Raw genomic sequence first — 25,491 nt, forward strand, 5'->3', positions numbered from 1 at the left:
GTCTATATTGACTATACGGCTGGCTATTCATTCTGCCAATAATCACTATGTTCAGAGCTTTGAAACCCTATATCTGGTAGGGAATTTACAGTTACTACTTAACGAATACCCAATTAAATGATTATCTATTTAACAATTAAAGCGATTTCACCCTTCTTTTTCTATGTTAAAATGTTGCTTACAAAACTCGTTTTTTTGAAAGGAGTATTTTCATGGAAACCATTGTAGTCGACCTTAACGGCACAGGAAACTTTACTAGTATTCAAGAAGCTATTGATTCTGTAAGAGTTTTACCACTTAAACCAGTCACCATTTTCGTCAAAAAAGGCATATATCATGAGAAGGTGTGCATCCCTGATACTAAACCAACCCTTTCAATAATTGGTGAACATCGTGATGAGACGATTATTACTTATAATGATTATGCAGAGAAGCTTGACGCAAATGGAAAACCATTAGGAACATTTCGCACTTCAACACTGACTGTTCATGCAGACGATGTCCAATTAAACAATATAACGATTCAAAATTCAGCTGGTTATGGAAAAGGGATTGGTCAAGCAGTAGCTTTATATGTAGCTGGTGATCGTGGTATCTATAAGAATATTGCATGCCTCGGAAACCAAGATACGCTTTACACTTCAAGAGGGAGACATTATTTTCTTGACTGCTATATTGAAGGACATGTTGACTTTATCTTCGGATCGGCGACAGCCGTTTTCAATCGTTGTGAAATACACAGCCTACGAAATGGATATATTACTGCTGCTTCTACACCAGCGGATTCTATACATGGGTTTGTGTTTTTCAATTGTAAATTAACTGCCGAGGCGAAACAGCACAGTGTCTATCTAGGTAGACCTTGGCGACCATATGCTAAAACAGTCTTTATTCAAACATGGATGGGAGACCATATTATCCCCGAAGGCTGGGATAATTGGAGAAATACAGATAATGAAAAAACGGTGTTTTACGGTGAATTCGAAAGTGATGGCCCAGGATTTCATCCAGAAGAAAGGGTAAACTGGTCTAAACAACTTTCCCTTCAAGAAGTAGAAAGGTTAACAGTTGAGAACATTTTTAATGAGGTACCTTTCTGGTCACAAGCAAAAGGATGACTCTTAATGAGTCATCCTTTAAAAAAATTAGTTATTAATTTCTTGGTTATGAGCGTTAAACTCAGCAATTACATCATTACCACCCTGGTTCTTCCAATTCTCAACTGCTTGATTAAAGCCGTCTTTATCGATTTGACCAAGGATATATTTGTAAGTCGCATCTGTAATAATCTGTTTTAATGTTTCTGAATTTTGAATGTACGTATCTGAATCTAACGTAACCGTTGGGTCAAAGATTAAGTAATCTTCGTTATCAACAACTAGCTCATCAGCCTTTGCTTTCACCTCATAGTGGCTATAAGCATCGTAACGGCCATTTGTTGAAGGCTCACCAATTTCTAATGACATTAATGGTCTTACTTCATTATCAATAGCAGCACGATTATCTTCAAGTGCAGCTGCACGTCCATCGATAACTTCGTAGTGTTCACCTTCAATACCCCATACAATTAGATTCGCAATTTCAGGTGTCATTAAGTGGTCAAAGTACCCTAAGATAGCTTTTAATTCTTCTTCAGTTGCAATTGCTGATTTAGGGAATAAGAACACACTACCATAACCAGGAATTGACCAAGTACCATACTCACCATGTGGTCCTTCAACGTAGTTCTGAACGTCATAAACTAAATCAGGATTTAATTCCTTTGCATCATTGTATAAGCTTTGAACGTCAGGCATTGAACCTACATATACACCAGCAGTACCGTTTTTAATCATAGCCTGTTGGTCTGGCTTACTTGTTACAGGGAAGTCTTGGTTCATATAGCCATTGCTATGAATGTCTTTAAAGTAGTCTAATGTTTGCATATACTCATCAAACATAAATTCTGGTAATAATTCGCCATCCTTTTCGCCCCACTCATTTGGCGTACCGTGCCATGAAGCAACTGTCTTCCAAGCACCATATACTAAATCACTACGGTCCGTTAAACCAATTGTATCGTCTTTACCATTTCCATCTGGATCATCTTCAGTAAACGCTCTTAGCATTTCATAAAACTCTTCCGTATTTGTTGGTGTTTCAATTCCTAGATTGTCAGCCCAATCTTTTCTGTAAATAAAGCCTTGTCGTGATAATGGACGACCTTGATATAAAGAATAAATCTTTCCATCTACTTTCGTATTTTCTAAAATATCAGGATTTAATTTGCTTAAGTTTTCGAATTCCTCTAAATACGGTCCAACTTCCCAAAATTGGTCATCGCGAATCGCATCTTTAAATTGAGTAAACATGTTGAATCCCATTGGAACAACCTGTGGTAATGTTCCTGTTGCAAAAGCTGTATTTAAACGATCTTCATACGTACTATCTGGAACCCACTGAATATCAAGCTCCGTATTCGTAGCTTCTTCAATCATATTAATAATTTTATCGTTTGGTGTTTCGGGAGTGTGAAGATTTGACATCATTGTAATTTTGACCGGTTCATTAGAAACATTTTCTGTGTTGTCACTATCATTATTGTTACTTGGTTCCTTTTCGCTACCGCTTGAATTGCTGTTACATGCTGCGACTAAGATAAGAACAAAAGAAAGAATACAAACCCACAATAGTTTACCAGTTTTCTTCATTGTAACTAACCTCCACTTTTTTAGTTTTAAAAAACACAAGCTCGGTTGACAACGCTTTCAAAATACATTTTAAAATAAATGGTTATCAAGCTGAACTATTTTCCCACTCATTTCAATGAGAGAATAATAGATGTAAGCGCTTAAAATTTTCTGATAACCTTAATCTCTATTTAATTGTATTTTTTGAGAGCGTTATCATTATTCTTTCCCTCCTTTGTGTCAATGTTATTGGCCAAGACTGTTCTGTGGCTTAGCTCAACTATACTTCGTTTTTATCGATTTTGCCTATAATCACTATCTCATGTCATTCGTCGAAAGTCTTATTATTAAAGGGTTACCGTCTATTTACTACTTGAGATCTAATCAAATGATTATTATATTTGTTAAAGACACAAATAAAGAAAGAAGCCGAAGAGATACAATCATCACTCTCCAGCTTCTTCAACGTTTAGTATATTAATTTTTCTTAAACTTTTGCCTATATTGTCCAGGTGTAACTTCTTCTTGTTTCTTAAAGGAACGAATAAAGTTCTGAGAATTTTTATATTGGAGCTTATCGGCAATTTCTTTAACAGTCATATCCGTTTCAATTAACCATTCTTTCGCTATCTTAAATCTGTACATCGCAAGGTATTCACTAAAAGTGTAATTCGTTTCTTGCTTAAACACGCTGCTTAAATAATTCGCATTATAGTGAAGAATAGAAGCACATTCTTCTAACGTAATTTCTGAGTCATAATGTTTATGGATTAAATCAATGATTTTCTCCGATAAGTTATGAAATTGCGAGTCGCGTCGGTCTTTGAAAATATTAATTAATGGTAAAATTAGCCTATCCTGAAACCAGGTTCGAATTTCATCCTTCGTTTGTAATCGTAGTAATTCCTCATATAAGGATGAGTGATATACCTCTAACTGTTGAAAGCTTATTCCACTTTCCTGTTTAGTCATTAATAAATTATTCAATAGTCGCATCATCGAGATTTGATATTCCCTCGGAGATTGTGCATTTTTGAAAACCTTCTCCATCCAAGCATCAAATATATCTAATGCTTGATCCTTCTCTGCAACTTTAATGGCAACAATCAGCTCTTCCTCGGTCCTTTGTGGGTAATCAAATATAACAGAATGTTTTCCAGAATTAATACTGTTAAAGTGAATAATCACTCCATCACCTAGCTTAATCCGATGCTTAAGAGCTTCAATTCCCTCAAAATATCCCCGGTTTGCATTACTTAGCTCCTTAAACGGAAGACTTATACCGATATTCACTGAAATCGCTAACCACTTCTCTAAATTGGCTTGAATCGTCTCCGTTATATCATACACAAAGTTTTCAATTTCTTCGCGGTTTTCTTTCTCTACCCCAACAAGAATAACCAATGTTTGATCAATCCAAACAGCAGGAAAACGATTATCTTTATCGATCGTCTCCTCTACAATATTTTTAACGGCAAAGGTTAATAATTCCATATCCTTTGCTTGATATTTCGTTTGGTCCGTTCTATCAATATGCAAAGTAAAAACGGTCATCTGTTTCCACTTCTCCACAACGGAGTGAAAATGAAAGTACTCAACTCGTTCAGCAATTTCTTCATTACTTAGTTTTCCTTGAAATAAACGGGTCAAGAACAAGGACTGCACCTGCTGAGTATGTTCTCTCAATTCTGACTCTAGTGTAGAATTGGAGGAAAACAGCTGATGAATATGTTCCTCAATAATTTGAAGTTCATTTTTCTTTTTTTCTCTTTGGTCAGGCCAATTTGCATCAATATAGTTCATTAAATTACTGACAGGTGTATATAATTTCCGACTTAATAACCAGACATAGAGCACACAAGAAATAATGATAAAAAACGTAATAAAAAACGTAAGCCAACCAATTTTCCTAGACTCAGCTGTTAAATGGTCAATCGACGTAAACGATAAATACGTCCAGTTGTTAAAATCAGATTTATAATATGTTGCTGTAAAACGTTGATTATTTAATACCGTATCAAACTGACCAGAAGTCCCCTCAAAAGGATCAAAGTCCTGTACATAACCGGTATCTAATAAGGATTGTCCAACCATTTCTTGATCGCGGTGTACGACAATTTTGTAATTTTCATCAACAATTAATACATCAGATGTATCATCGATATTAACTAATTCTGTTAAACTACATGTTGGAATATTAGCAAATGCTAATCCATATTTTTTGCTTATTTTCAAAGGAAGCTTTCGAACTAAACTAATTGTATAATTGCAATGATTATTCGTGAGCGATGCTTCAAATTTATCATTATTTAATAATAGCCAAGATGAATTATGCTCCAGCCCTAAATATGATAAATATAAATCCTCATCTGGATGCCCTTCCAATCGATACAATCCAGAATTATTAATGAGCCAATCTTCCTGGAAGTTTAAGAGCACTAGATCGCCTACTCGTGAATCAATCGTTTGAACTTTGCTCATTTCTTTTCTTAAATCACGATATAATTTAAAATCTTCACCTTCCAAGGAACTTCTTATCGCCAAGTCTAATTCAGATGAATCAATGACATTTGTTAAATTCTGATAAACCGTAATTAGCGTTTGTTCTACATTTGTATTAATTTGTCTTATCACTTGCAATCTTTCTCGGTTCGTTTTTTCTTGGATTTGTGCGGACGATTGACTATATGAGAATATTCCCAAAAAGACGACGGGAAGGACCGTTATAATACAACCAAAAATAATTAGTTTTGTTAATAAGCTCTTACTACGCATGTTAACCCACCTCCTTGTTCGTATGCTCTCTCTATTTTAGTGAAACGAACAATCACAATGTAAGGGCTTTCGAATACCTACATTCTACCATTATACACAAAGTAAGCGAATAATTCTGCTTTGCTTCTAGGAAAACTAGAAAAAACATGGAATAAGAAGATCACTGAAAAAGGTACGATTTTAACCTTTTTCAGTGGCCCCTAAGCAATGTGCTCAGCCGTTGCCATCTTTTAAAGCCTCAGTATGAGTGGGTTTCTCATAACAGGCGCGCAACGAACGAAGCCATTGCTACTTCCTGGAGACACTTTCTTGGTGCCTCTGAAGAAGTTTTTTCTCCTGAGTTCGAATAATGGATGAACGAGTAAATACAAAAAAACCTCCTATAATTTAAATTATAGAAGGTTTTCATGTTATTTATTATTTTTTTCTTGATAAGAATTATTGAACTCTTCAATCATCTTGCTTCCGCCTTCTGACTCCCATTCTTTAATTGCATCATTAAACCCATCCTGATCAATTTGACCTAATATATATTTATACGTCGCATCATATATCATTTGTTGTAGGCGCTCACCATCAACTAATTGAGTGTTCGAATCCAAGGTTACTGTCGGATTTTGAATAATATAATCTTCATTATCATCAATTAACTGTTGGGCTTTTAAAGCTGGTTCATATGAATGATATCGTTCATATCGTCCATTCGTCTTTGGCTCCCCAATTTCTAGTGATAAATAGGGTCTAACTTCGTTGTCAAAAATCTTCCGGTCTTCTGCAATAACTGCTTTCCCGTCTTTAACCGAGTAATGTTCTCCCTCAATCCCCCAAATGAGTAAATTCATATTCTCAGGCTTCATAAGTTGATCGTAAAAATGCAAAATTTGTTTTAACTCCTCTTCCGTTTTAATAGCCGTTTTTGGAAACAGTACGACGGTTGAAAAACCAGGAATTCCCCACACTTGATACTTACCATTTGGCCCTTCAACATAATGATGAACATCATATTCAACATTAGGATTAATTTCTTTTGCTTCTATATAAAGTCCCTCAACATCCTCCATCGACCCTACATACATCCCAGCTGTTCCATTTTTAAACATCGTCTGCTGATCCGTTTTACTTGTAACAGGGAAGTCTTTATTCATATATCCTTTCTCATTTAATGCTTTAAAGAAATCCAATGTGTCCTTATATTCGTTAAACATAAATTCAGGAAGTAAGGTTTCATCTTTAAAACCCCACTCGTTTGGCGTTCCAAACCAAGAAGCGACCGTTTTAAACGCACCGTAAACTAAATCACTTCGATCCGTTAAACCAATCGTATCATCCTTCCCATTGCCATCTGGATCATCTTCCGTAAAAGCTCGAGCCATCTCAAAAAATTCATCCGTCGTCGTTGGAGCAGAGAGACCTAAGCGCTCAGCCCAATCCTTTCGGTAAATAATTCCTTGACGTGATAAAGGTCTCCCTTGATAAAGGGTGTAGAGCTTATCTTCAACGAGCGTTAAATCTAATATTTCTTGATTTAATTTCTTTAAGTTATCATAATCCTCTATATAAGGACCAATCTCCCAAAACTGACCATCTCTAATTGCATCTTTATACTGAATAAACGTTTGAAAGCCCATAAGAACAACATCTGGTAACGTTCCAGTTGCAAATGCAGCATTAAGTCTATCGTTATAATTGCTATCTGGAACCCACTGTATATCTAAACTCACATTTGTTCGTTCCTCCAACATCTCTCTAATTCTGTCATTAGGAATCTCCGGAGTATGAACATTCATCATGATTGAAATTTCGGGCATATCCTCTGTCGCTTCTTCGCTTCCTTCTTCAGGTGAAGTACAAGCTACAAGCATTAGCAAAACCATCATCGTGATGATAAAAAATATCTTATTCTTCATGATAGTTCCTCCTATATTTTCCATCCTTACAAATCAAATCAACAGCTACTCTCTCTTTAATAGTAATAAAAAAAAGGATATTGTCTATAATCCGAAGCTTATTAGACCGTTAGCACAATGACGAACTAATGAAATGATTATTCGAATTATTAAGGTGATCTTCTATATTCTTTCGGTATAATTCTCGATCTTATGCTATATTATTATTGAAAGCCTTTACATTAAGGTTACATCTTCTTTACACTATTGATGTACTATAAGACTATCATACTTCATCAGCACGTTGAATTTTTTATTTAATACAACCTGCTCTAATGGCAGTAGAGGGGATCTCTAGAATGAGAATGAAAACGACATCCTACTATTTTAGAATCATAACATTTGTCCTTATATTAAGTACGGTTCCAGTTATCATTGTTGGATTGTTTTCTTATTTAAAATCATCTGAGATTATTCAAGCCAATGTTGCAAAGGAAAAGCAACAAAGCATGTACCAAATTCAAACAAATGTGGAACAAATTTTAAAAACAGTTGATCACTCACTATCAAATTATGTAACTTCTTTTCAGTTAAATCAAACACTAAAAGAACCTTTAACACCCTTACATTTTCAACTTATAAACCAAGTTAAAAAAGAATTAAATTATTTACAACGTTTTGATACTGGAATTGAAGATATCGTACTTGTCAGTCTTCAACATGATTGGCTTATCAATAACAACGGCTATGGACGTCTAACTAAAAAGCATGTTGATTCTATTTCTGATTACATGAATTTACCAACTAAATCAAGCTGGTTATTAGAAGAAAGAAACAATATAATTTTTAATTCTGATTTAAAAAACACTTGTCCTTATTATATAAATCTTGTAAAGAAACTACCGCTTGATAGCTCATATAAAACGGGCTTAGCTGTCGCGAATATTCCAACGTGTGAATTGACACCGTTCATTGCTTCAAATATTGACATTGAGTCGATTATCATATTAGATGAAGATTTAAACGTAGTTGGTCATAGTGACAAATCCTTTATTGGACAAGACTTTTCCGAAGTCGAATATATCAATTCATTAGACAATAGTAAGCGAGCCGGTCAATTCAATACCGCTATTAATAATACAAACTTTAAAGTCACTTTCCGTAAATCAGAATATAATGACTGGACTTATTTATCCGTTATAAAAATTAGTGACTTATACAAACAATCGAATGCCATTGGTTGGTTTACTTTCTTTATTTGTGCTGCATTGCTAATATTATCTCTAATTGTTTCATATTTTGGTTCACAGCGTATTTATAAACCAATTCAACAACTTAAAGAACTGATACAAACTTCAATATCTACTAAGCATTCAGAAATCACTCATCAAGATGATTTCAAACTAATTAAGAACCAAATTCAGCACATGATTGTCCAAAATGATCAGCTTGAGAAACAGCTTCAAGGACAAATTGGACAGCTTCGGCAATTTTTCATTTTAAATTTAGTACAGGGAAAAGTTTCGACTGATGAAATCCCTATCAAACTGGCCTCTTTTGGACTTAGCCAAAACTGGAAAAAACTTTGTGTATTCACCTTGCAAATTGACTCATTAGAGGGGACAACCTTCGAGAAAAAAGAAGAGGATCTTCTTCTTTTTGCCATTAATACGATGGTTGATGGTCTTTTACCTACAGAACAAAAGCTGACGCCGACTGTCTTGAACCGTTCTCAGGTAACAATCATCTTAAGTGAGCACAGTGATGATGAAAAATATAATTATGAAATTACTCAATTAGCGCAGACAATTCAGTCAAGTGTGAAGGAAGAGTTAAATATTCCAATTAGTATCGGAATCAGTTTGCCTTTTTCGGATTTATCTTTAACACATTACGCTTATAAAGAAGGGTTAGAGGCTCTTAAATACCGCTTAAAATTTGGTACAGAGTCGATCATCTTTTATGAGAATTTAGAAAGGGGCGGCAGTTTCCATACCTTCTTTCCAAAACAAATTGAAAATGAACTATTTGATGCGATTAAGGTTTGTGACAAAAGTATTGTCTCTGAAAAACTAGAAGTATTGCTTCAATCGATTTTTGAAAAAGATTTGAACCACACACAATATCAAATCTCGATCACTCGATTCTTTTATGATTTGCTTGAGTTAATGCAAATGTTAGGAGTCGATATTATCGAGATTGACGATGGCCGTATTTCACTATTCGATCAGCTTTATGAGCTTAAAACATTTGAGGAAGTTCAGAATTGGTTCTCATATAAGATTATTTATCCACTTCTTTCAAAGATTGAAGAACGAACAGAATCACAGTATAAAAGTCTCTCAGATAAAATTATTCATATTGTCCAACAGGAATACGACTCTGATTTAACGCTTGAATCGATTGCAGCTAGATTGCACTATAACCCGAACTACTTAAGTAGCATTTTCAGAAAAGAAACAAATATCTCTTTCAGTGAATACTTAGCGCTATACAGGTTAAACATTGCCAAGAAGTGGTTAATAGAAACAGATATGTCGGTTAAAGAGATTTCTGAAAGATTAATGTACAATAATTCACAAAACTTCATTCGCTCGTTCAGAAAAACGGAAGGAACAACACCAGGTAAATACAGAACGATAAAGAAGGCGGAATAAAATCAGACTGAAAAAGGGTGGGTTTCAAGGGCACTGAAAAAGGATGGGTTTCCCTTTTTCAGTGCCCTTTAAGTAATGTGCGGAGCCGTTGCCTGGTTTTGAAAGCCCTGCTATGAGTGGGTTTCGCATAGCAAGGCGTGCAACGTGCGAAGCCATTACTTCTTCTTTGAGTTACACGAAGTAATTTTTCAGTGCCCTTGCTATGAGGGGTTTCTCATAGCAGGAGGGCAACTTGTAAAATTCCTAGCCCTGACTTTCAAGAGGGATTTCTTGCCCGCGTGTTCTAGTGTGCGTTAATGTAAAATATCACTTGTCGTTTCTTTTGATTCAAACCCGAGCTCAGCTATCGCGTTTGACATATCCCACGGTTTATCTGGATTATTCGAGACACCATAGTACGTTCCAAACTGAACATCAGATTCAATCGCTGCTTGAAACAAATTAACTACATCTGTTTGTGATAATAATGTTTTCTGAAGACGGTGATTTTCAACAACATCCTCATAGGTAACATCTTTCGGTACGGATCCGATCCGAATATTAATGACAGATAAAGAACTGTGAAGCGAGAATAAAAAACCAGCCTGTTCAGAAGCTAATTTTAACAAGCCATATAATCCTTTAGAATAAGGATAATCATCAACTTTTATCTCTCGCCCCAATAACGATTTCCCGTCCTTTTCATAATAGTCGGTCACGTGATTGCTACTCGCAAAAATTACTTTCGGAATATTCAACTCCTTAGCTGCCATTAAAATATAATAAGATGCTTTAAAAAACACATCTGTCATTTGCTCAAAGGTAGCAATTTCTTCAATGGCATCATCCGTATCCGTTTTTAGCAAATTAATGAGTGCATCCGCATCTTTCGGAATTTGTTGAAGTAATTGTTGATAATTCGTTGCGTCTACTTGAATTGTAGTCACCTCTTCAAGGGGGAACGATTTTAGATTCTTATCCATGACGATCACCTCGTATTGTGAACGTAAACCTTTAGCAAGTAACTGGCCAATCGTCCCAGCACCGCCTAATATCGCAATTTTTTTCATACGATACGTCCTTCCTTAACTAAACGTATGTTTAATTATCATCATGTAAATATATGACTAATTTGTCCAAAAACAGAATAAATATGTAAAAAAAAAAAAGACGTGTCCCAAAGTAGATTCACCTTGGGGACACCTCCCTTTTATTTAATTTCAAAGTAATTATCGGCATTATGATAACAAATATCTTGAATCATGCTTCCTAATAATTTATAGTCTCTTGGCGCTTCTCCACTTTCAACCCAGCCACCAACGATGTCACATAAAATACGTCGGAAGTATTCGTGTCTCGTGTATGATAAGAAGCTTCGTGAATCAGTTAACATTCCTACAAAGCTACTTAATAAGCCTAGGTTGGCAAGGTCTGTCATTTGTCTAATCATGCCATCCTTTTGATCATTAAACCACCAACCAGAACCAAATTGGATTTTTCCCTTCACTCCACTTGCTTGGAAGTTCCCAATTGCTGTACCAATCACATAGTTATGAACAGGATTTAAATTGTATAAAATCGTTTTTGGAAGTTCATTATCTTGGTCAAGCTGACTAAGGAATGCATTCAATGGTCTAGCAAGCTCAAAATCAAGAATTGAATCAAAACCAGTATCTGGTCCGAGCGTTTCAAAGCGACGCTTATTGTTGTTACGGATTGCACCAACGTGAATTTGCATTGCCCAATTTAAAGAATGATAGAGTCGGCCTAAAAATAATAGTGTCGCCGTCTTATATTGCTCCTCTTCCTTCTTCGTAATTGATTGTCCACTCATTGCCTTTGCAAAAATAGCTGCAGCTTCCTCTTGCGTACAAGGCTCATTTGGAATCGTTTCAATACCGTGATCGGAAATACGGCATCCCACTTCATGGAAATAGTTTGCTCTCGCTTCAATCGCCTTTAACAAATCATCGTATGTGTTAATTTCCATGCTTGCAGCTTGTGCAAGCTTTGCAACATATTCAGGAAACTCAGGCTTTTGAACTTCATACGCTTTATCAGGACGGAACGCAGGTAATACTTTTGTTTCAAAAGTCGTATTCTCTTTAATTGCCTGATGATGCTCTAATGTATCAACTGGATCGTCCGTCGTACAAATAACATTTACGTTAGAACGCTCAATGATTTTTTGCGTTGTATAATCATCTTGTTGTAACAGCTCATTACACTGATTCCAAATCGCTTCACTCGACTCTTCATTAAATATCACATCAACATCAAAGTAACGTTTTAACTCTAAATGAGTCCAGTGGTAGAGTGGGTTTCCGATTGTATGAGGAACTACCTTAGCCCATTGTTGAAATTTCGTCTTGTCATCAGCGTCACCCGTAATAAGAGATTCATCGATTCCTAGAGTTCTCATCGCACGCCACTTATAATGGTCACCATGCAACCAAATTTCAGATATATTTTTAAATGCACGGTTTTCAGCAATTTCCTTTGGACTTAAATGACAATGGTAATCGAAAATCGGCATATCCTTTGCATACTCGTGATATAAAATTTTGGCAGCTTCACTGTTTAATACAAAATCCTCATGAATAATTGATTTCATCTATTTGCCTCCTATTCATTTATGACAACGTTGTTATTTTTCTATAAAAAAATATACTTAGTGCAACGTTGCTTTTCTCTCCTTAAGTATAAACGCTTACAAACGTGTCTTGCAACCACTTTCTTTTAAAAAAACCCGATTCTACACTACGTAAAATCGGGTTTTTAGTAGAACGATTATTTAAGATCTTCCATTTTAATAAAGTCCATATCTGTGAATGTATAGTTTTCACCAGCCATTGCCCAAATAAATGTATAATTGTTTGTACCGACACCAGAGTGAATCGACCAAGGTGGTGAAATAATCGCTTGCTCATTTTTCACTACTAAATGACGAGTTTCATCTGGTTGCCCCATAAAGTGGAACACACGAGAATCCTCATCCATATCAAAATATAAGTAGACTTCGTTTCGACGGTCATGAATATGTGCTGGCATTGTGTTCCACATATTATTTGGCTCTAGTAGCGTCATTCCCATCATTAGTTGGCAGCTTTGTAGGCCTTCTGAATGAATATATTTATAAATCGTTCTATTATTTGATTCAGCATCCGAACCAAGCTTCGTAGGAACAGCATCCTTAATGGCAAGCACTTTTGTAGGATATTCCTTATGTGCTAATGCTGATACTAAATATAATCGTGCTGGGTTTGCAGGGTCTTCACTATGGAACGTAACTTCCTTCTTCCCAAGACCGATATATAAGCAGTCACGCTTATTTAATTCAAATTCTTCACCATCAACAATAACCTTCCCTTTTGGTCCAATATTAACGACCCCAATTTCACGTCGCTCTAGGAAGTATTCTGTTCTTAAGAAATCTCCTGCATCAAGCTTTAATGGTTTATCTGTCGGAATTGCTCCACCTACAACTGTACGGTCGTAATGTGTATAAACCATGTTGATTTCGCCTTCTACAAATAATGATTCAATTAAGAAATCTTTTCTAAGCTTTTCCGTCGTGTAATGCTTAAAGTCCTCCGGATGTGCAGCATATCTATTTTCCATTTCAAATCGCTCCTTTTAATCTAAGTTTTAGCTTGTCAGTATTCTTGCTCTCTTTTATGAGCTCATCCATCCGCCATCAACACATAAAATATGCCCATTTACATAACTAGAAGCATCTGATGCTAAAAATACGACAGGTCCTTTTAAATCTTCTGGAGTTCCCCACTCGCCTTTTGGAATACGTGATGTAATGTAAGCATTTCGTTGTTCATCAGCACGTAGAGCAGCTGTATTATCTGTAGCCATATAGCCTGGTGCAATGGCATTTACATTAACCCCTTGCTTTGACCATTCATTAGCTAATGATTTTGTTAAACCAGCTACTGCATGCTTACTTGCTGTGTAAGCTGGAACTCTTAAACCACCTTGGAATGAAAGCATCGAAGCAATATTAATAATTCGACCTGAACCGTTTTCAAGCATGTGATTACCAACTTCACGGCAGAGCTGAAAAACAGAATTTAAGTTTACATCTAAAACAGCAGCCCAATCCTCGTCTGTAAAATCTGCTGCTTCAGCACGACGAATAATCCCTGCGTTGTTTACTAAAATATCAATCTTCCCTGCCTGTGCAACTGCATCAGAGACTAGTTGTTTTGCAGCTTCGGTCTTTGATAAATCCGCTTTAATTTCATAGAATTTTCGACCAAGTGCCTCAATCTTCTGTTTCGTTTCAGACATATCACTTACGCCTGCTCCAATAACATCTGCACCTGCTTCTGCAAGACCAACAGCCATCCCTTGTCCTAACCCACGGCTTGCCCCTGTCACTAAAGCTACCTTTCCCTCTAAAGAGAATAATTGCATCGTGGAAGCCCTCCTCGTTCACAATTTAATCTTTTTTGTTCATTTAAGTTCGTTATGGTTTGATTATAGCACTTAAACGAACCCGTGACAATAAAACTTTCAATTCATTTCAGCATAGGTTGTTCTTTTTCCCATTTTAGTTAGCTTATTTCGAACATCCACTTCCAATTTAGAATCCGTAATAATTTCATCTACATCTTCAATACTTGCAAAACGGATTAACCCTACTTTTTCAAACTTAGTGGAGTCCGCAAGCAAGGTTACACAATCTGCACAACGGATAATTTGTTGTTTCCAATCAACATGAAGACTATTTAAAACGGTTAAACCGTGTTCCAATGAGATACCGGTCGCACCAAAAAACAATCGATTCACTCGAATCCTTTTTAATAGGTCTGATGATTCCGGTCCAAATAGGGATGAGGATGTTCCAATACGAGTTCCACCAAGAACCATTAGTTGAACCTTTTCTTTATTTAACAGTTCATTGGCAATCTTTATATCATTCGTAATAACAGTAACAGGGAAATCGCCTAACAACCTTGCTACTGCTAAGGTTGTACTTCCTCCATCCATTAAAATGGTTTCTCCCGGCTCAATTAATTTTATCGCTTCTATCGCAATGGCCTGTTTTACATCATTATGTTTTGATTGTCGCTCATCGACAGGGAATATGCGTCTTTCTTCCTCTTGCAGTACAGCCCCTCCATGAATCCTTTTTAACAAACCTTTTTGTTCTAATGTCTCTAAATCAATTCGTATCGTTTTTTCAGTTACACCGAGCTCTTTACTTAATTCAGAAACCTTTATAATTTTATGTTTATCTAGCTGTTCAAGTATCGTTTCATAGCGTTCGACGGAAAGCATAATGTCCTCCAAATAATATAGGTATACCTCTATTATCAAACCAAAACGAACATTTGTAAACCTGAAATTAAAAGAGGGATGTCACAAAAGGCTCGTTCTTAACCTTTTGCGACATCCCCCTTACATTATGTTATCCTCTTGCCTTCGCTACTTCTGCAACAAACTGCTTCGCCTTTTCAGTGATACTTTGGCAAACTGCTTCATCGACTTCTGAAACCGCAGGAACAAGTGTACTTCCTACACCTAATCCAACAGCTCCAGCTTTAATAAAGCTTCCGACATTATCCACATCAATTCCACCTGTTGCCATTAGGGGAATATGAGGAAGTGGGCCTTTGACATTTTTAATAAATGACGCGCCAACAACATTCGCAGGGAACACTTTAATTAAATCCGCACCATGCTCATACGCAGTAAGAATTTCTGTTGGAGTCATCGCACCCGGAATACTTAATACGCCATAACGTTTAGACATTTTAATTGTTTCAGGATTAACTGTCGGTGAGAAAACAAACTTAGCACCAGATAAAATAGCCGCTCGAGCTGTTTCAGGATCAAGAACTGTACCAGCTCCAATAATAACATCCTCACCATCTAGCTCTGAAGCAACCTTTTCAATGATGGACATTGCTTTTGGCGTTTCCACCGTAATTTCAAGTGCTTTTACTCCCCCTTCACTTAGAGCCTTTGCAATTGAAACAATATTCTCAGGCTTTGAACCACGAATAACAGCGACAATCCCACTTTGTGTAATTTGTTCTAATAGATTCATATTTCTTCCTCCATCTTTTTTCTTTTTATGTATTTGCATACTAGTATACTTCTATATTTATTTTTTGAAAACGGAGAATTAAAAACACTGTTCTTTTCCGATAATTTTTAATAAAAATAAGAGGTCCCCTCCTAAACTCGGAGGGAACAATGTTCTTATTTTGCTTTAGCCCCTACAACTCTTTTAACACTTTCCTTCATTCCCACTTTTAAAATGCTCTCAACATCGTCAACAACCATTTCGTTAAGGTTAGAAATCGTATTTAAATCCATTCCCCAAAGCTCTGTTTGCTGTAAGACTACATTAACAAGATTGTTTACATTATTGTCGTTCTCAAATTGCTGCCACACTTGCTCAAAGACCGTGATCGCTTCCTTGTTATCACGAATCGTATATTCAGTCTCTCCACGTTTCCCTACTAAAAACTCTCCATCCCTACGAGCCGGGCGATAATACACCGTTAAAGCCGCAAGAGCAAACACAATCGAGCGAGGTAGCTGCTGTTTTGCTTCAATATAATCGAGTAACGATGGAATTAAGCGAGACTTATATTTATAGACTGCGTTCATCCCAATATCCGCTAAGAAATGACGATTATACGGATTTAAAAAGCGCTCAATAACCGAATCAACAAAGCTATTTTTTTCAGCTTCATCCATATTTACTGTAGGTAAAATTTCTTGATAAAGTCCTTGTTTAACAAAAGCAACTAAATCTTGGTCTTCCATTGCTTCAAGAACCGTATCAACCCCTGAAAGATAGCAAGCCGCAAACATCATCGTATGAGGTCCATTTAATAGTCGAACCTTTAGCTCACGAAATGGTGTGACATCTCCCCATTTCACATTCAAACCTGCTTTGTGAAATGGAATGCGTTCGGCCACATCATCACCTGCTTCAATAGCAAACATATGATAAGGCTCTCCTGCTGTTAAGAGAACATCCTCATAACCTAGCAGTTGATTAAATTCTTCAATGTTATCTTTAGGATAACCAGTTACAATTCGATCGACGAGAGAATTACAAAATTGGTTATATTCCTCAACCCAGCTTGTAAACTCGGCTGGGTATCCCCAATCCTTTGCAATTTTTAACACGATCTCTTTTAACAGGTCTCCATTTCCTTCAACTAGTTCACAAGGGATGATTACCATCCCCGCATCAGGAGCTGCGTTCATTACTTGATAACGGTGGTATAAAAACGCAGTAACCTTTCCTGGAAAGGATACTGGTGATGTTTCCCCGTCATAGTCTTCCTGCTGATACGTTAATCCAGCTTCTGTTGTATTTGAGAACATAAATTGAATCTCTTTTGACTCGGCAACCTTTAATACTTCTTTCCAATCAGTATAAGGATTAATTCCTCTTGAAATAGAGGATACAATTTCATTTTTCTCAATCACTTGACCGTTTTCAATTCCTCTTAATGCTACTGTATATAAGCCATCCTGAGCATTTAGCTTTGGCACAACCTTTCCATGAGGGGTAGGTTGAATTGCTACAACTTTCCCGTTGAATAACCCTTGTTTGTTCATTTCATGAATCATCCAATCAACAAAACCTCTTAAAAAATTCCCTTCGCCAAACTGGATGACTTTTTCCGGTAGCTCTTGATACTCATACGTAACTTTTTCTGAAATGTCCTCTTTCTTTAATGCTTTACTAAGCTGAGCCATTCCTTTCACTCCTTTGCCAATTTAAAATCATCACACATTTAATTTAAAGAATGACCCCATCCTTAAAGATTGAGATTTCTTTAAATCCATTCTTTTCATTGTTTGTTCGAACATCTCCTGACGCTAATTGAATAATGTATTCGAATAATTCATCCGTAAGCTGATTCATGTCTTTGCCTTGTACAAGCTCCCCTGCATTGAAATCAATCCAGTTTTTCTTTTTCTCGGAAAGTGGCGTGTTTGTTGACATTTTTACAGTTGGTACAGGGCCACCAAATGGCGTTCCACGTCCTGTTGTGAAAATCACAATGTGGGCTCCTGAAGCTGATAGCGCAGTCACTGAAACTAAATCATTCCCTGGACCTTGTAATAACGTTAATCCAGGCTTTGTCACACGACCTCCGTAAGGTAATACATCAACAACTGGAGAGAAGCCACCTTTTTGTACACAGCCTAATGATTTTTCTTCTAACGTTGTGATCCCACCTGCTTTGTTTCCTGGAGATGGGTTTTCATAGACTACTTGATCGTGTTTAATAAAGTATTCTTTGAAGTCATTAACTAAATCAACAATGCCATCAAAAACCTTTTCGTCTTTTGCTCTTCCCATTAAAATCGTTTCAGCACCAAACATTTCAGGAACTTCTGTTAAAACGGTTGAGCCGCCATGAGCAATAAGCTTATCTGAAAATGAACCGACGAGTGGATTTGCTGTAATTCCTGAGAAACCGTCTGAGCCACCACATTTCAAGCCTACTTTTAATTTCGAAATCGGGACTGGCTCACGTTTAAACGTTTTAGCATAGTCAACTAGCTCTTCTAATAATTGCAATCCTTCATCCAATTCATCCGTTGATTCTTGAACACTCATAAACTTCACACGGTTCTCGTCATATTCGCCGATGACCTTTTTAAATTCGGCAATATGGTTATTTTCACAGCCAAGCCCTAATACAAGAATGGCCGCAGCATTAGGATGATGAACCATGTTACTTAAAATCTTCTGTGTATTATGAAGGTCATCCCCTAGCTGTGAACAACCGAATAAATGTGGATAATGGAAAACGCCATCAAAACCATCATCTTGAAATTGCTGGTTTGCTGTTTTTGCTAATAATTCTGCCGTTTTATTAATACATCCAACAGTATTAACAATCCAAATCTCATTACGAATACCGACTTCACCATTTGCTCTTACATATGCTTGAAACGTTCTTTCTTCTGTTGGTGCTGGTTGCTTTACAGCCTCAGACGGTGAATAAGAATATTCAAGTGTTCCCTCTAAATTTGTTTTCGTGTTATGCGTATGAACCCACGAACCAACCTCAATGTCTTCTGTCGCATGTCCAATCGGAAATCCATACTTGTTAATATTTTCGCCCTTTTTAATCGGTTGAATCGCTATCTTGTGACCAACCGTTACATCCTCTTTCAATGTTACCGTTTGCTCAGCAATCGAAATTTGCTCGCCTTGTTTGTATTCCTTTAACGTCACGATGACGTTATCTGAATCGTTCACTAAAATATAATCCGCTTTCATTACGTCTCCTCCTCTAATTGCTATAATCCGCAATCACAATAACAACGTTGTTATTTTTATTTTAACGGAAGTTACCATTCCTAGTCAATGACTAATTAACATTGAAACTCAAACCCATTTTTATTATTTCATTGAGTTTGAGTTACATTTTTCTCTTTATAAAGATATTGATGCAGGAGATTACCATAGACAGCTGCTAGTGTTTGTTGAAATAACGTCCCTAGCACAATCGGGAGAGATACCGCCGCTGGAAAATAGATAATCGCTATCGTCGCTCCAACACTAATATTTCTCATTCCACTATGAAAAACGAGACTGATGATAAGGTCATTCTCTAATTTCAATACCTTTCCTATTACAAAACCGACTACATATGCTGATGAAGCGATTAGTAATACAAACAACGCAACGGCGACAACCTTCCAATCAAAGTTTTTGAAAAACGGCGCCACTACTGAACTATTAATTGTAATCACTAAAATTAGACATATCTTTGACAATGGAGATAGCGTTGCTTTTAAATTTACGGTTTCCCTCATAGGAATGTAGTTTAATCCAATTCCGATTGCCGAAGGAATGACAATCATAATCAATAAATTAGTCATTAGGCTTAAGATGTTGATTTCTACATTTGCCCCAACAAATAGCTCTAATGAAAGTGGAATAATAAATGGTGCTAACATCGTATTAACAATAACGGTTAATAGGGACATTGAGGCATTTCCTTGATATATAGACACCCATATTAAACTTGCCACACCTGTCGGGATAACAAAAGCAATCATAATACCGACAACCGTTAAAGGATCATTAGGGAACATCATATTCCCCATAATATAGGCAATTAACGGGATGATCACTTGGATAATAAATAAAGCTACCACCAATGGCTTCGGGTTCATGATTGCTTTCTTGAGCTTCTCGATTCTAACACCTAGGCTACTTGACAGTGTGATAAACGCAAATAACCAAGGAACGATAACTATCCATGCGGTTAAAAAATCCGCAAGAAGTACTCCAATAATTACACTAGCCGGTGTAATAAAAGGCATTGCTTTTTCAAGTATTCTGTTCAACTGTATCATGTGTTTAAGCTCCTTTTATTCAAATCACTATCTACCTCTTATCATTTCTAGCTGACTTTGCTATAATAATGTCTATTAACAACGTTGTAAATGACAAGTTTCGATATGGAGGCCTTTCTATGGGTGTAACAATTAAAGATATTGCAAAACAAGCGGGTGTAAGTTATTCGACAGTTTCAAAAGCTCTTAGAAACAGCCCCCTTGTAAAAGAACCAACGAAAAATAAAATCCATCGTATCGCCGAAGAATTAGGGTATCAACCAAATGTTGTTGCTAGAAGTCTCGTACAAAAAAAATCATATACAGTCGGCGTCATTTGGCCATCGGTTGAACGCGTGGCACCTTCAAAACTAATTACAAAAATTAATGATCTTTTAGAAGAACATTCCTATACCACTTTATTATCAATTAATAAGCTAGAATCTGCCGTTGCGACCTTTAACCGTCTTCAAGTCGACGCTATTTTAGTCTTTGGTGAAAATGAATTTGATTTAAATGACAGTGAACGTTTTCGCTCCATGGTTCCGATCCTTTATTACGGTATTAAAGAAAACTCGATTTACCCAACCATTGACGTAAACAGACGCCTAGCAATTAAATTAGCCGTTGATTACTTGAAGCAAATTGGCCATACGAAAATTGCATTTCTAGGTGATCTTACCGAATCTGAAACACTTCAAAAAGAAAAGTTTATTGGTTACCAGGAAGCGATGGATGAAGCGATAGTGAAAGCTAACCCGGAATTAATTATACCGACAAATGGTCTTGAAGTATATGACGGTTACTTAGCGGCTAAATCATTTTTCTCTAAAAATACGGGTGCAACTGCCATGGTAAGTGGAAGCTATGATTTAACAAGAGGGGTCTTGCGAGCAACCTCTGAACTACACATTGATGTTCCAAAAGACCTTTCCCTGATTAGCTATGATAATATTCAACAATTTGAAAACATTGAAGTGCCCTTAACAACAGTTGGTGTACCTTTAAATCGAATCGCAAAACGAGTTACTGAAGTTTTATTAAATATTATAGATAAAGAAATTCACGACTCGATCATCTTAGAGCCAGAATTAAGCATTCTCAATTCTTGTACCCCAAGAAAATAATCTCTTAAAGCTGCAGTGAGAGACACCACTATCCGCTTATAGCGCTCTAAATCACTCTTCATAGTAAAGCAAAGCTGATAGGAGCCCCCTCCTATCAGCTTTGTTACTTTTTATCGATTAATATCTTCATCATCACTTGAATTCATAAAGCTTTCTATTTCGCGTAAAGTTGGTAAGCCTTCAAAATCTCCCGGTACAATCGTAGCCATTGCCCCGACAGCATTCCCTCTCTCAACACAGTTCAAAAGTGGTAACCCTTCAAGTAGTCCTGAAATTACCCCTGCTGCAAAGCCATCACCTGCACCGACAGGATCAATCACTTGTTCTACTATAAAGCCAGGCACCAGTACATGCTCATCCTTTGTAAAATAATAAGCACCTTTTGCACCAACCTTTAATACAACAAGCTCTGCTCCCAATTCCAAAAAGTGTTCACCAAGCTTAAGAGGATCCTTTTCCCCAAACATAAAGTCACCCTCAGCCACTCCAGGAAGGACAATATCAGACAGTGCAGCGATTTCAAGAAGAACCGTTCTTGCTCGTTCCTCACTCCACAATTTTTTCCGTAAATTAGGATCAAATACGACTTTAACCCCTTTTTCCTTTGCAATCGCAATCGCTTTCATAACCGTTTCATAACAGCTATCACTTAACGCTGGTGTAATCCCTGTAATATGTAAATACTTTGCCTGACCAATATAATCAGCATCTAAATCATCAATCGTTAACGTACTAGCGGCCGATCCTTTTCGATAATACTGTACTTGCACATTCCCCGCATGTCTTACCTCTTTAAAATATAGGCCTGTTGGGGCTGATTCTGATTTTTTGACTTGACTGACATCAACACCTTCCCCGCGGATAAAGGAGACCATTGCTGTCCCAAACTCATCATTACCAACCTTACTAATCCAGCCTACTTGATGTCCAAGACGCGTTAAACCAATGGCTACATTAGACTCTGCTCCGCCAAACTTACGTGAATACATAGCTGAATATCGCATTAAAGGTGATGATTCAGGCGTAAAAAGTACCATTGTTTCACCAATTGTTACTACATCCATATGGATCCTCCTCATTTAAGAACATTCTATTGTTCTCTGATTTTCATAGTTTCAGAAATAACAACGTTGGTTTCAATTTTAAATGTTCCCGAATAAAAGTCAAGACTTCTTACACCAGTTCTCATCAAAGTTTGGACAACCGTCTATAGCTGGTCAATCAGTGATTTAAAAATGCTTATATTCTCTTTAAGGGAAGCCTCTGATGAACGATCGCCGCTAAAATCCTCCATTCCAATATAGCCATGATAACCAACGGCCTTTAAATCGGTTAATACCTGCTTCCAATCAACAACTCCGTCCTGAGCAACAGACCACTGAACCTGCCATTCCCGGATTCCATCTTCTCTTCGGTCGAGCGGTTTAAATGATGCATTCTTAGCATGAACATGCGCTAAATAAGGACCTAGTAACTCAAGGCCCATCCGATAGTTCTCAAATCCCTCATGAACCATATTGCCTGGATCATATAAAACGCCAATATGCTCAGGGTCAAATTGATTCACAAGTCGATAGGCAAGCGAAGCACTTGGAGCAATCGTTTGATGGTGCGTTTCGATTAAACCTTTAATCTTATATTGCTGACACAACTCTTCAGCCGCTGATAGATATTGAACAGCTTTTTCAAACAGCGTATGGTAATTCGCCTTACGATCGTATCCAGGAACGCCAAGGCGGACCATCCTTGCCCCCATTGTTTGTGCAACTTGTAAAACTCTTTCCGTTTCTTGTAAATCTCCACAAGTTAAATAAGGGGTAACGCTGATTGTCTCAATGTTTTGCTCTTCTGTTTTTTTAGCTAATTTTCGTAGTTCTTCGTCTGTACTTTGTGGATCAATGGTACAAAGATTATTCCTCCAAAAGCTAGGCTTCTCCTCTTTAACATCATCCGGCGTCTCTTTATATCTCCATTCAACACCGTCATAGCCATATTTATTTAAATTGACAAGTACATCCTCTTTCGTCATATCCGGACACATAACAGTAAAGACCGAAAACTTCAATTCCATCTCTCCTTTTTAGCCGTTTAGATCAGTACGGACGGTGTAATTTTTTATAGTGCTCAGGAGTTACTCCAGTAATTGCTTTAAACATCTTACTAAAATGAGACAAATGCTTAAACCCAACACGGGCACTCACGTCTGTCACGGTTACTTCCTCTTCCATCATAAATTCAACCTTTGCTTGATTAATTCTACGATGATACAAATAGGTAAAAATCGTCACCCCTGTAACATCTTTAAAGACCTTTGACAAATAGTATTTATTTAAATGAAGAATGTTCTCAAGGCGTTCGAGAGTGATATCCTCGTTGTAGTGCTGATCAATAAATGCGATGATCCGATGAACATGCTTCTCTTTTTCCGACTGCGGCTCTTTTGTAAATGATAGATTCTGCTGACAAAACGGATACAAATGAGCGAGAATGTCAATAAAGGCTAACTCAAATCTCGCTTGAGAGGCTGCGTCCTTTTTTCCGTTAAAATCATTCATTCTTGCAAAAAGATGTTCCATTTCCTCTTTCAAATCACCACGAAACGGAATCAAAAAGGATTTCAATAAAACAAAGGGCTCCAATAAAAATTCCATTCCGATTTTTTGAAGAGTTCCCCGATAATGAACGTGATCAAAGTGGAGCGTTGTCCGTATATAGTCAGCATCATCAACTATTTTCGGGCAATGCAAGGTCAAGCCATGCATGAGAATCAAATCCCCAGGTGAAAGGACGTGAATTTGATCCCCTATTAAATACGTACATTTCCCCTTATGAAAATAATAGATTTCGTACTCCTCATGAGAATGAACATTCATCTCCAACCTTTGATCCATACGATAGGCCAAGCTTAACTTTCCAGAAATAATCGATGGGATTGACATAATGCCTCCAGTCGTGCAATGTTTACAGATTTCGGCCTATTCGACCTTTTCGGCCACCTTCTGAGCGATTAAACACAGTTCTGCCGCTTTGAACGCATGTTCTTGCGTCATCGCTTTTTCGGTACGGTTTATACAATCAAGAATAAGTTCACCAAAAAACGGGAAGCCTACTTCACCTTTTAACGAATAGTGCTTCTCGCCATGTTCATTGACAAGATACAGTTGATCTCCTCTATCATCACGCGCCACATCGATATATTTGCGAATTTCTATATAGCCGTTCGTCCCAAGGATAAAGGTTCGACCATCTCCCCATGTCCGTAAGCCATCTGGTGTGAGCCAATCAACTCGAAAATAATTTGATGCACCATTATCACCAATTAATGTAGCATCGCCATAATCCTCAAGTTCAGGATAGTCCTTATTTGCATAATTAGCTACTTTACTAGATTGCACTCTAGCATCTTTACACCCTGAGAAATAGAGAAACTGTTCAATTTGATGGCTACCAATATCACAAAGAATTCCCCCGTAAGAGTCTTTTTCAAAAAACCAGGCTGGACGCTTATCCGCTGACAAACGGTGAGGCCCAAACCCTGTCACTTGAATGACTCTTCCAATCGCACCTTCTTCAATTAATTGCCCAGCAAACACTGCACTTTCAACATGAAGACGTTCACTGTAGTACACCATATACTTTAAACCCGTCTCTTCGGTCCTTTTCCTTGCAGCTTCTAATTGTTCCAACGTTGTAAAGGGGGCTTTGTCAGTAAAATAATCTTTTCCGTAATCAAAAGCACGTAAGCCTAGCTCACAGCGTTTCGATGGAACCGCAGCTCCCGCAATTAATTTCACCTCTCTGTCTATGAAAATCTCATGTTCAGAAGAAGCTACTTGGACATGTGGAAAAGCTTTTTTAAATGCGTCTACCTTTGTCGGGTCCGGATCGTACACCCACTTCAACTCAGCCCCTGCTTCGATTAATCCCTGACACATGCCATAAATATGACCATGATCTAACGCAATGGCAGCAAATACAAATTCCCCTTCGTTCACGACCTTGCTTACTTTTCCTTTAGGTGCGTAATTCATTCCTTCTTGTCGGCTCATCC

General features: G+C 37.1%; 19 protein-coding genes. 3 read left to right on the forward strand and 16 right to left on the reverse strand.

Features of this window, described 5'->3' with window-relative positions:
- The first annotated feature begins 212 nt into the window (after positions 1-212).
- Positions 213-1,118 carry a pectinesterase family protein gene (locus B1R93_RS04690; protein WP_088102799.1) on the forward strand — a complete coding sequence of 302 codons (906 nt, stop codon included), beginning with the start codon at positions 213-215 and terminating at the stop codon, positions 1,116-1,118.
- 27 nt (positions 1,119-1,145) lie between these two features.
- Here B1R93_RS04690 and B1R93_RS04695 read toward each other — a convergent pair whose 3' ends face one another.
- From B1R93_RS04695 to B1R93_RS04710, 3 genes are all read right to left on the reverse strand, one after another.
- Positions 1,146-2,690, reverse strand: a complete 1,545-nt coding sequence (locus tag B1R93_RS04695) for an extracellular solute-binding protein (RefSeq protein ID WP_088102800.1) — start codon at positions 2,688-2,690, stop codon at positions 1,146-1,148.
- A 456-nt stretch (positions 2,691-3,146) separates the two neighbouring features.
- Positions 3,147-5,444: an AraC family transcriptional regulator gene (locus B1R93_RS04700; RefSeq protein ID WP_088102801.1), complete on the reverse strand. Its 2,298-nt coding sequence runs from the start codon at positions 5,442-5,444 to the stop codon at positions 3,147-3,149.
- 410 nt (positions 5,445-5,854) lie between these two features.
- Entirely contained in the window at positions 5,855-7,351 is a 1,497-nt protein-coding gene (locus tag B1R93_RS04710; RefSeq protein WP_088102802.1) for an extracellular solute-binding protein, read from the reverse strand.
- A 338-nt stretch (positions 7,352-7,689) separates the two neighbouring features.
- Between B1R93_RS04710 and B1R93_RS04715 the strand changes: the two genes are divergently transcribed.
- The gene (locus tag B1R93_RS04715) at positions 7,690-9,987 is read left to right on the forward strand and encodes a helix-turn-helix domain-containing protein (RefSeq protein WP_088102803.1); all 2,298 of its coding nucleotides are present in this window, start codon (positions 7,690-7,692) and stop codon (positions 9,985-9,987) included.
- A 293-nt stretch (positions 9,988-10,280) separates the two neighbouring features.
- On the opposite strand, the gene B1R93_RS04720 is transcribed toward B1R93_RS04715, so the two are convergent.
- The 9 genes from B1R93_RS04720 to B1R93_RS04760 form a co-directional block, all read right to left on the reverse strand.
- Positions 10,281-11,036, reverse strand: a complete 756-nt coding sequence (locus tag B1R93_RS04720; RefSeq protein ID WP_088102804.1) for an NAD-dependent epimerase/dehydratase family protein — start codon at positions 11,034-11,036, stop codon at positions 10,281-10,283.
- 140 nt (positions 11,037-11,176) lie between these two features.
- The gene (uxaC, locus tag B1R93_RS04725; protein WP_088102805.1) at positions 11,177-12,580 is read right to left on the reverse strand and encodes a glucuronate isomerase; all 1,404 of its coding nucleotides are present in this window, start codon (positions 12,578-12,580) and stop codon (positions 11,177-11,179) included.
- A 176-nt stretch (positions 12,581-12,756) separates the two neighbouring features.
- Positions 12,757-13,587, reverse strand: a complete 831-nt coding sequence (gene kduI / locus B1R93_RS04730; protein ID WP_088102806.1) for a 5-dehydro-4-deoxy-D-glucuronate isomerase — start codon at positions 13,585-13,587, stop codon at positions 12,757-12,759.
- Positions 13,588-13,641: 54 nt separating this feature from the next.
- Entirely contained in the window at positions 13,642-14,394 is a 753-nt protein-coding gene (kduD, locus tag B1R93_RS04735) for a 2-dehydro-3-deoxy-D-gluconate 5-dehydrogenase KduD (RefSeq protein WP_088102807.1), read from the reverse strand.
- Between the two features lie 99 nt (positions 14,395-14,493).
- Positions 14,494-15,261: a DeoR/GlpR family DNA-binding transcription regulator gene (locus tag B1R93_RS04740; RefSeq protein ID WP_088102808.1), complete on the reverse strand. Its 768-nt coding sequence runs from the start codon at positions 15,259-15,261 to the stop codon at positions 14,494-14,496.
- Between the two features lie 130 nt (positions 15,262-15,391).
- On the reverse strand, positions 15,392-16,033 hold the full coding sequence (locus B1R93_RS04745) for a bifunctional 4-hydroxy-2-oxoglutarate aldolase/2-dehydro-3-deoxy-phosphogluconate aldolase (protein ID WP_088102809.1): 642 nt from the start codon (positions 16,031-16,033) through the stop codon (positions 15,392-15,394).
- Positions 16,034-16,188: 155 nt separating this feature from the next.
- A complete protein-coding gene (locus B1R93_RS04750; protein WP_088102810.1) occupies positions 16,189-17,709 on the reverse strand; it encodes a tagaturonate reductase in 1,521 nt (506 codons plus the stop codon).
- Between the two features lie 43 nt (positions 17,710-17,752).
- The gene (locus B1R93_RS04755; RefSeq protein WP_088102811.1) at positions 17,753-19,249 is read right to left on the reverse strand and encodes a UxaA family hydrolase; all 1,497 of its coding nucleotides are present in this window, start codon (positions 19,247-19,249) and stop codon (positions 17,753-17,755) included.
- A gap of 128 nt (positions 19,250-19,377) precedes the next feature.
- Positions 19,378-20,334: a bile acid:sodium symporter family protein gene (locus B1R93_RS04760; protein WP_088102812.1), complete on the reverse strand. Its 957-nt coding sequence runs from the start codon at positions 20,332-20,334 to the stop codon at positions 19,378-19,380.
- Positions 20,335-20,453: 119 nt separating this feature from the next.
- Here B1R93_RS04760 and B1R93_RS04765 point away from each other — a divergent pair, with 119 nt between their 5' ends.
- On the forward strand, positions 20,454-21,440 hold the full coding sequence (locus tag B1R93_RS04765) for a LacI family DNA-binding transcriptional regulator (protein ID WP_165763727.1): 987 nt from the start codon (positions 20,454-20,456) through the stop codon (positions 21,438-21,440).
- A 110-nt stretch (positions 21,441-21,550) separates the two neighbouring features.
- Here B1R93_RS04765 and B1R93_RS04770 read toward each other — a convergent pair whose 3' ends face one another.
- From B1R93_RS04770 to B1R93_RS04785, 4 genes are all read right to left on the reverse strand, one after another.
- Complete coding sequence (locus tag B1R93_RS04770; RefSeq protein ID WP_088102814.1) at positions 21,551-22,504, reverse strand: sugar kinase; 954 nt, start codon at positions 22,502-22,504, stop codon at positions 21,551-21,553.
- Positions 22,505-22,647: 143 nt separating this feature from the next.
- Positions 22,648-23,505 (reverse strand): sugar phosphate isomerase/epimerase family protein, encoded by an 858-nt coding sequence (locus B1R93_RS04775; protein ID WP_088102815.1) that lies wholly within the window; start codon positions 23,503-23,505, stop codon positions 22,648-22,650.
- A gap of 28 nt (positions 23,506-23,533) precedes the next feature.
- Positions 23,534-24,379 carry a helix-turn-helix transcriptional regulator gene (locus tag B1R93_RS04780; RefSeq protein WP_245308189.1) on the reverse strand — a complete coding sequence of 282 codons (846 nt, stop codon included), beginning with the start codon at positions 24,377-24,379 and terminating at the stop codon, positions 23,534-23,536.
- A gap of 36 nt (positions 24,380-24,415) precedes the next feature.
- Positions 24,416-25,489: a Gfo/Idh/MocA family protein gene (locus tag B1R93_RS04785; RefSeq protein WP_088102816.1), complete on the reverse strand. Its 1,074-nt coding sequence runs from the start codon at positions 25,487-25,489 to the stop codon at positions 24,416-24,418.
- Positions 25,490-25,491: the final 2 nt, after the last annotated feature.

The organism is Halalkalibacter urbisdiaboli (assembly GCF_002156385.1).
Lineage (GTDB): Bacteria > Bacillota > Bacilli > Bacillales > Bacillaceae_D > Halalkalibacter_A > Halalkalibacter_A urbisdiaboli.

What these genes read in the sequence shown, in the direction of transcription:
- B1R93_RS04690 (WP_088102799.1), top strand. Translation starts at nt 213, where the DNA reads ATGGAAACCATTGTAGTCGACCTTAACGGCACAGGAAACTTTACTAGT.
- B1R93_RS04695 (WP_088102800.1), bottom strand. Translation starts at nt 2,690, where the DNA reads ATGAAGAAAACTGGTAAACTATTGTGGGTTTGTATTCTTTCTTTTGTT.
- B1R93_RS04700 (WP_088102801.1), bottom strand. Translation starts at nt 5,444, where the DNA reads ATGCGTAGTAAGAGCTTATTAACAAAACTAATTATTTTTGGTTGTATT.
- B1R93_RS04710 (WP_088102802.1), bottom strand. Translation starts at nt 7,351, where the DNA reads ATGAAGAATAAGATATTTTTTATCATCACGATGATGGTTTTGCTAATG.
- B1R93_RS04715 (WP_088102803.1), top strand. Translation starts at nt 7,690, where the DNA reads ATGAGAATGAAAACGACATCCTACTATTTTAGAATCATAACATTTGTC.
- B1R93_RS04720 (WP_088102804.1), bottom strand. Translation starts at nt 11,036, where the DNA reads ATGAAAAAAATTGCGATATTAGGCGGTGCTGGGACGATTGGCCAGTTA.
- uxaC (WP_088102805.1), bottom strand. Translation starts at nt 12,580, where the DNA reads ATGAAATCAATTATTCATGAGGATTTTGTATTAAACAGTGAAGCTGCC.
- kduI (WP_088102806.1), bottom strand. Translation starts at nt 13,587, where the DNA reads ATGGAAAATAGATATGCTGCACATCCGGAGGACTTTAAGCATTACACG.
- kduD (WP_088102807.1), bottom strand. Translation starts at nt 14,394, where the DNA reads ATGCAATTATTCTCTTTAGAGGGAAAGGTAGCTTTAGTGACAGGGGCA.
- B1R93_RS04740 (WP_088102808.1), bottom strand. Translation starts at nt 15,261, where the DNA reads ATGCTTTCCGTCGAACGCTATGAAACGATACTTGAACAGCTAGATAAA.
- B1R93_RS04745 (WP_088102809.1), bottom strand. Translation starts at nt 16,033, where the DNA reads ATGAATCTATTAGAACAAATTACACAAAGTGGGATTGTCGCTGTTATT.
- B1R93_RS04750 (WP_088102810.1), bottom strand. Translation starts at nt 17,709, where the DNA reads ATGGCTCAGCTTAGTAAAGCATTAAAGAAAGAGGACATTTCAGAAAAA.
- B1R93_RS04755 (WP_088102811.1), bottom strand. Translation starts at nt 19,249, where the DNA reads ATGAAAGCGGATTATATTTTAGTGAACGATTCAGATAACGTCATCGTG.
- B1R93_RS04760 (WP_088102812.1), bottom strand. Translation starts at nt 20,334, where the DNA reads ATGATACAGTTGAACAGAATACTTGAAAAAGCAATGCCTTTTATTACA.
- B1R93_RS04765 (WP_165763727.1), top strand. Translation starts at nt 20,454, where the DNA reads ATGGGTGTAACAATTAAAGATATTGCAAAACAAGCGGGTGTAAGTTAT.
- B1R93_RS04770 (WP_088102814.1), bottom strand. Translation starts at nt 22,504, where the DNA reads ATGGATGTAGTAACAATTGGTGAAACAATGGTACTTTTTACGCCTGAA.
- B1R93_RS04780 (WP_245308189.1), bottom strand. Translation starts at nt 24,379, where the DNA reads ATGTCAATCCCATCGATTATTTCTGGAAAGTTAAGCTTGGCCTATCGT.
- B1R93_RS04785 (WP_088102816.1), bottom strand. Translation starts at nt 25,489, where the DNA reads ATGAGCCGACAAGAAGGAATGAATTACGCACCTAAAGGAAAAGTAAGC.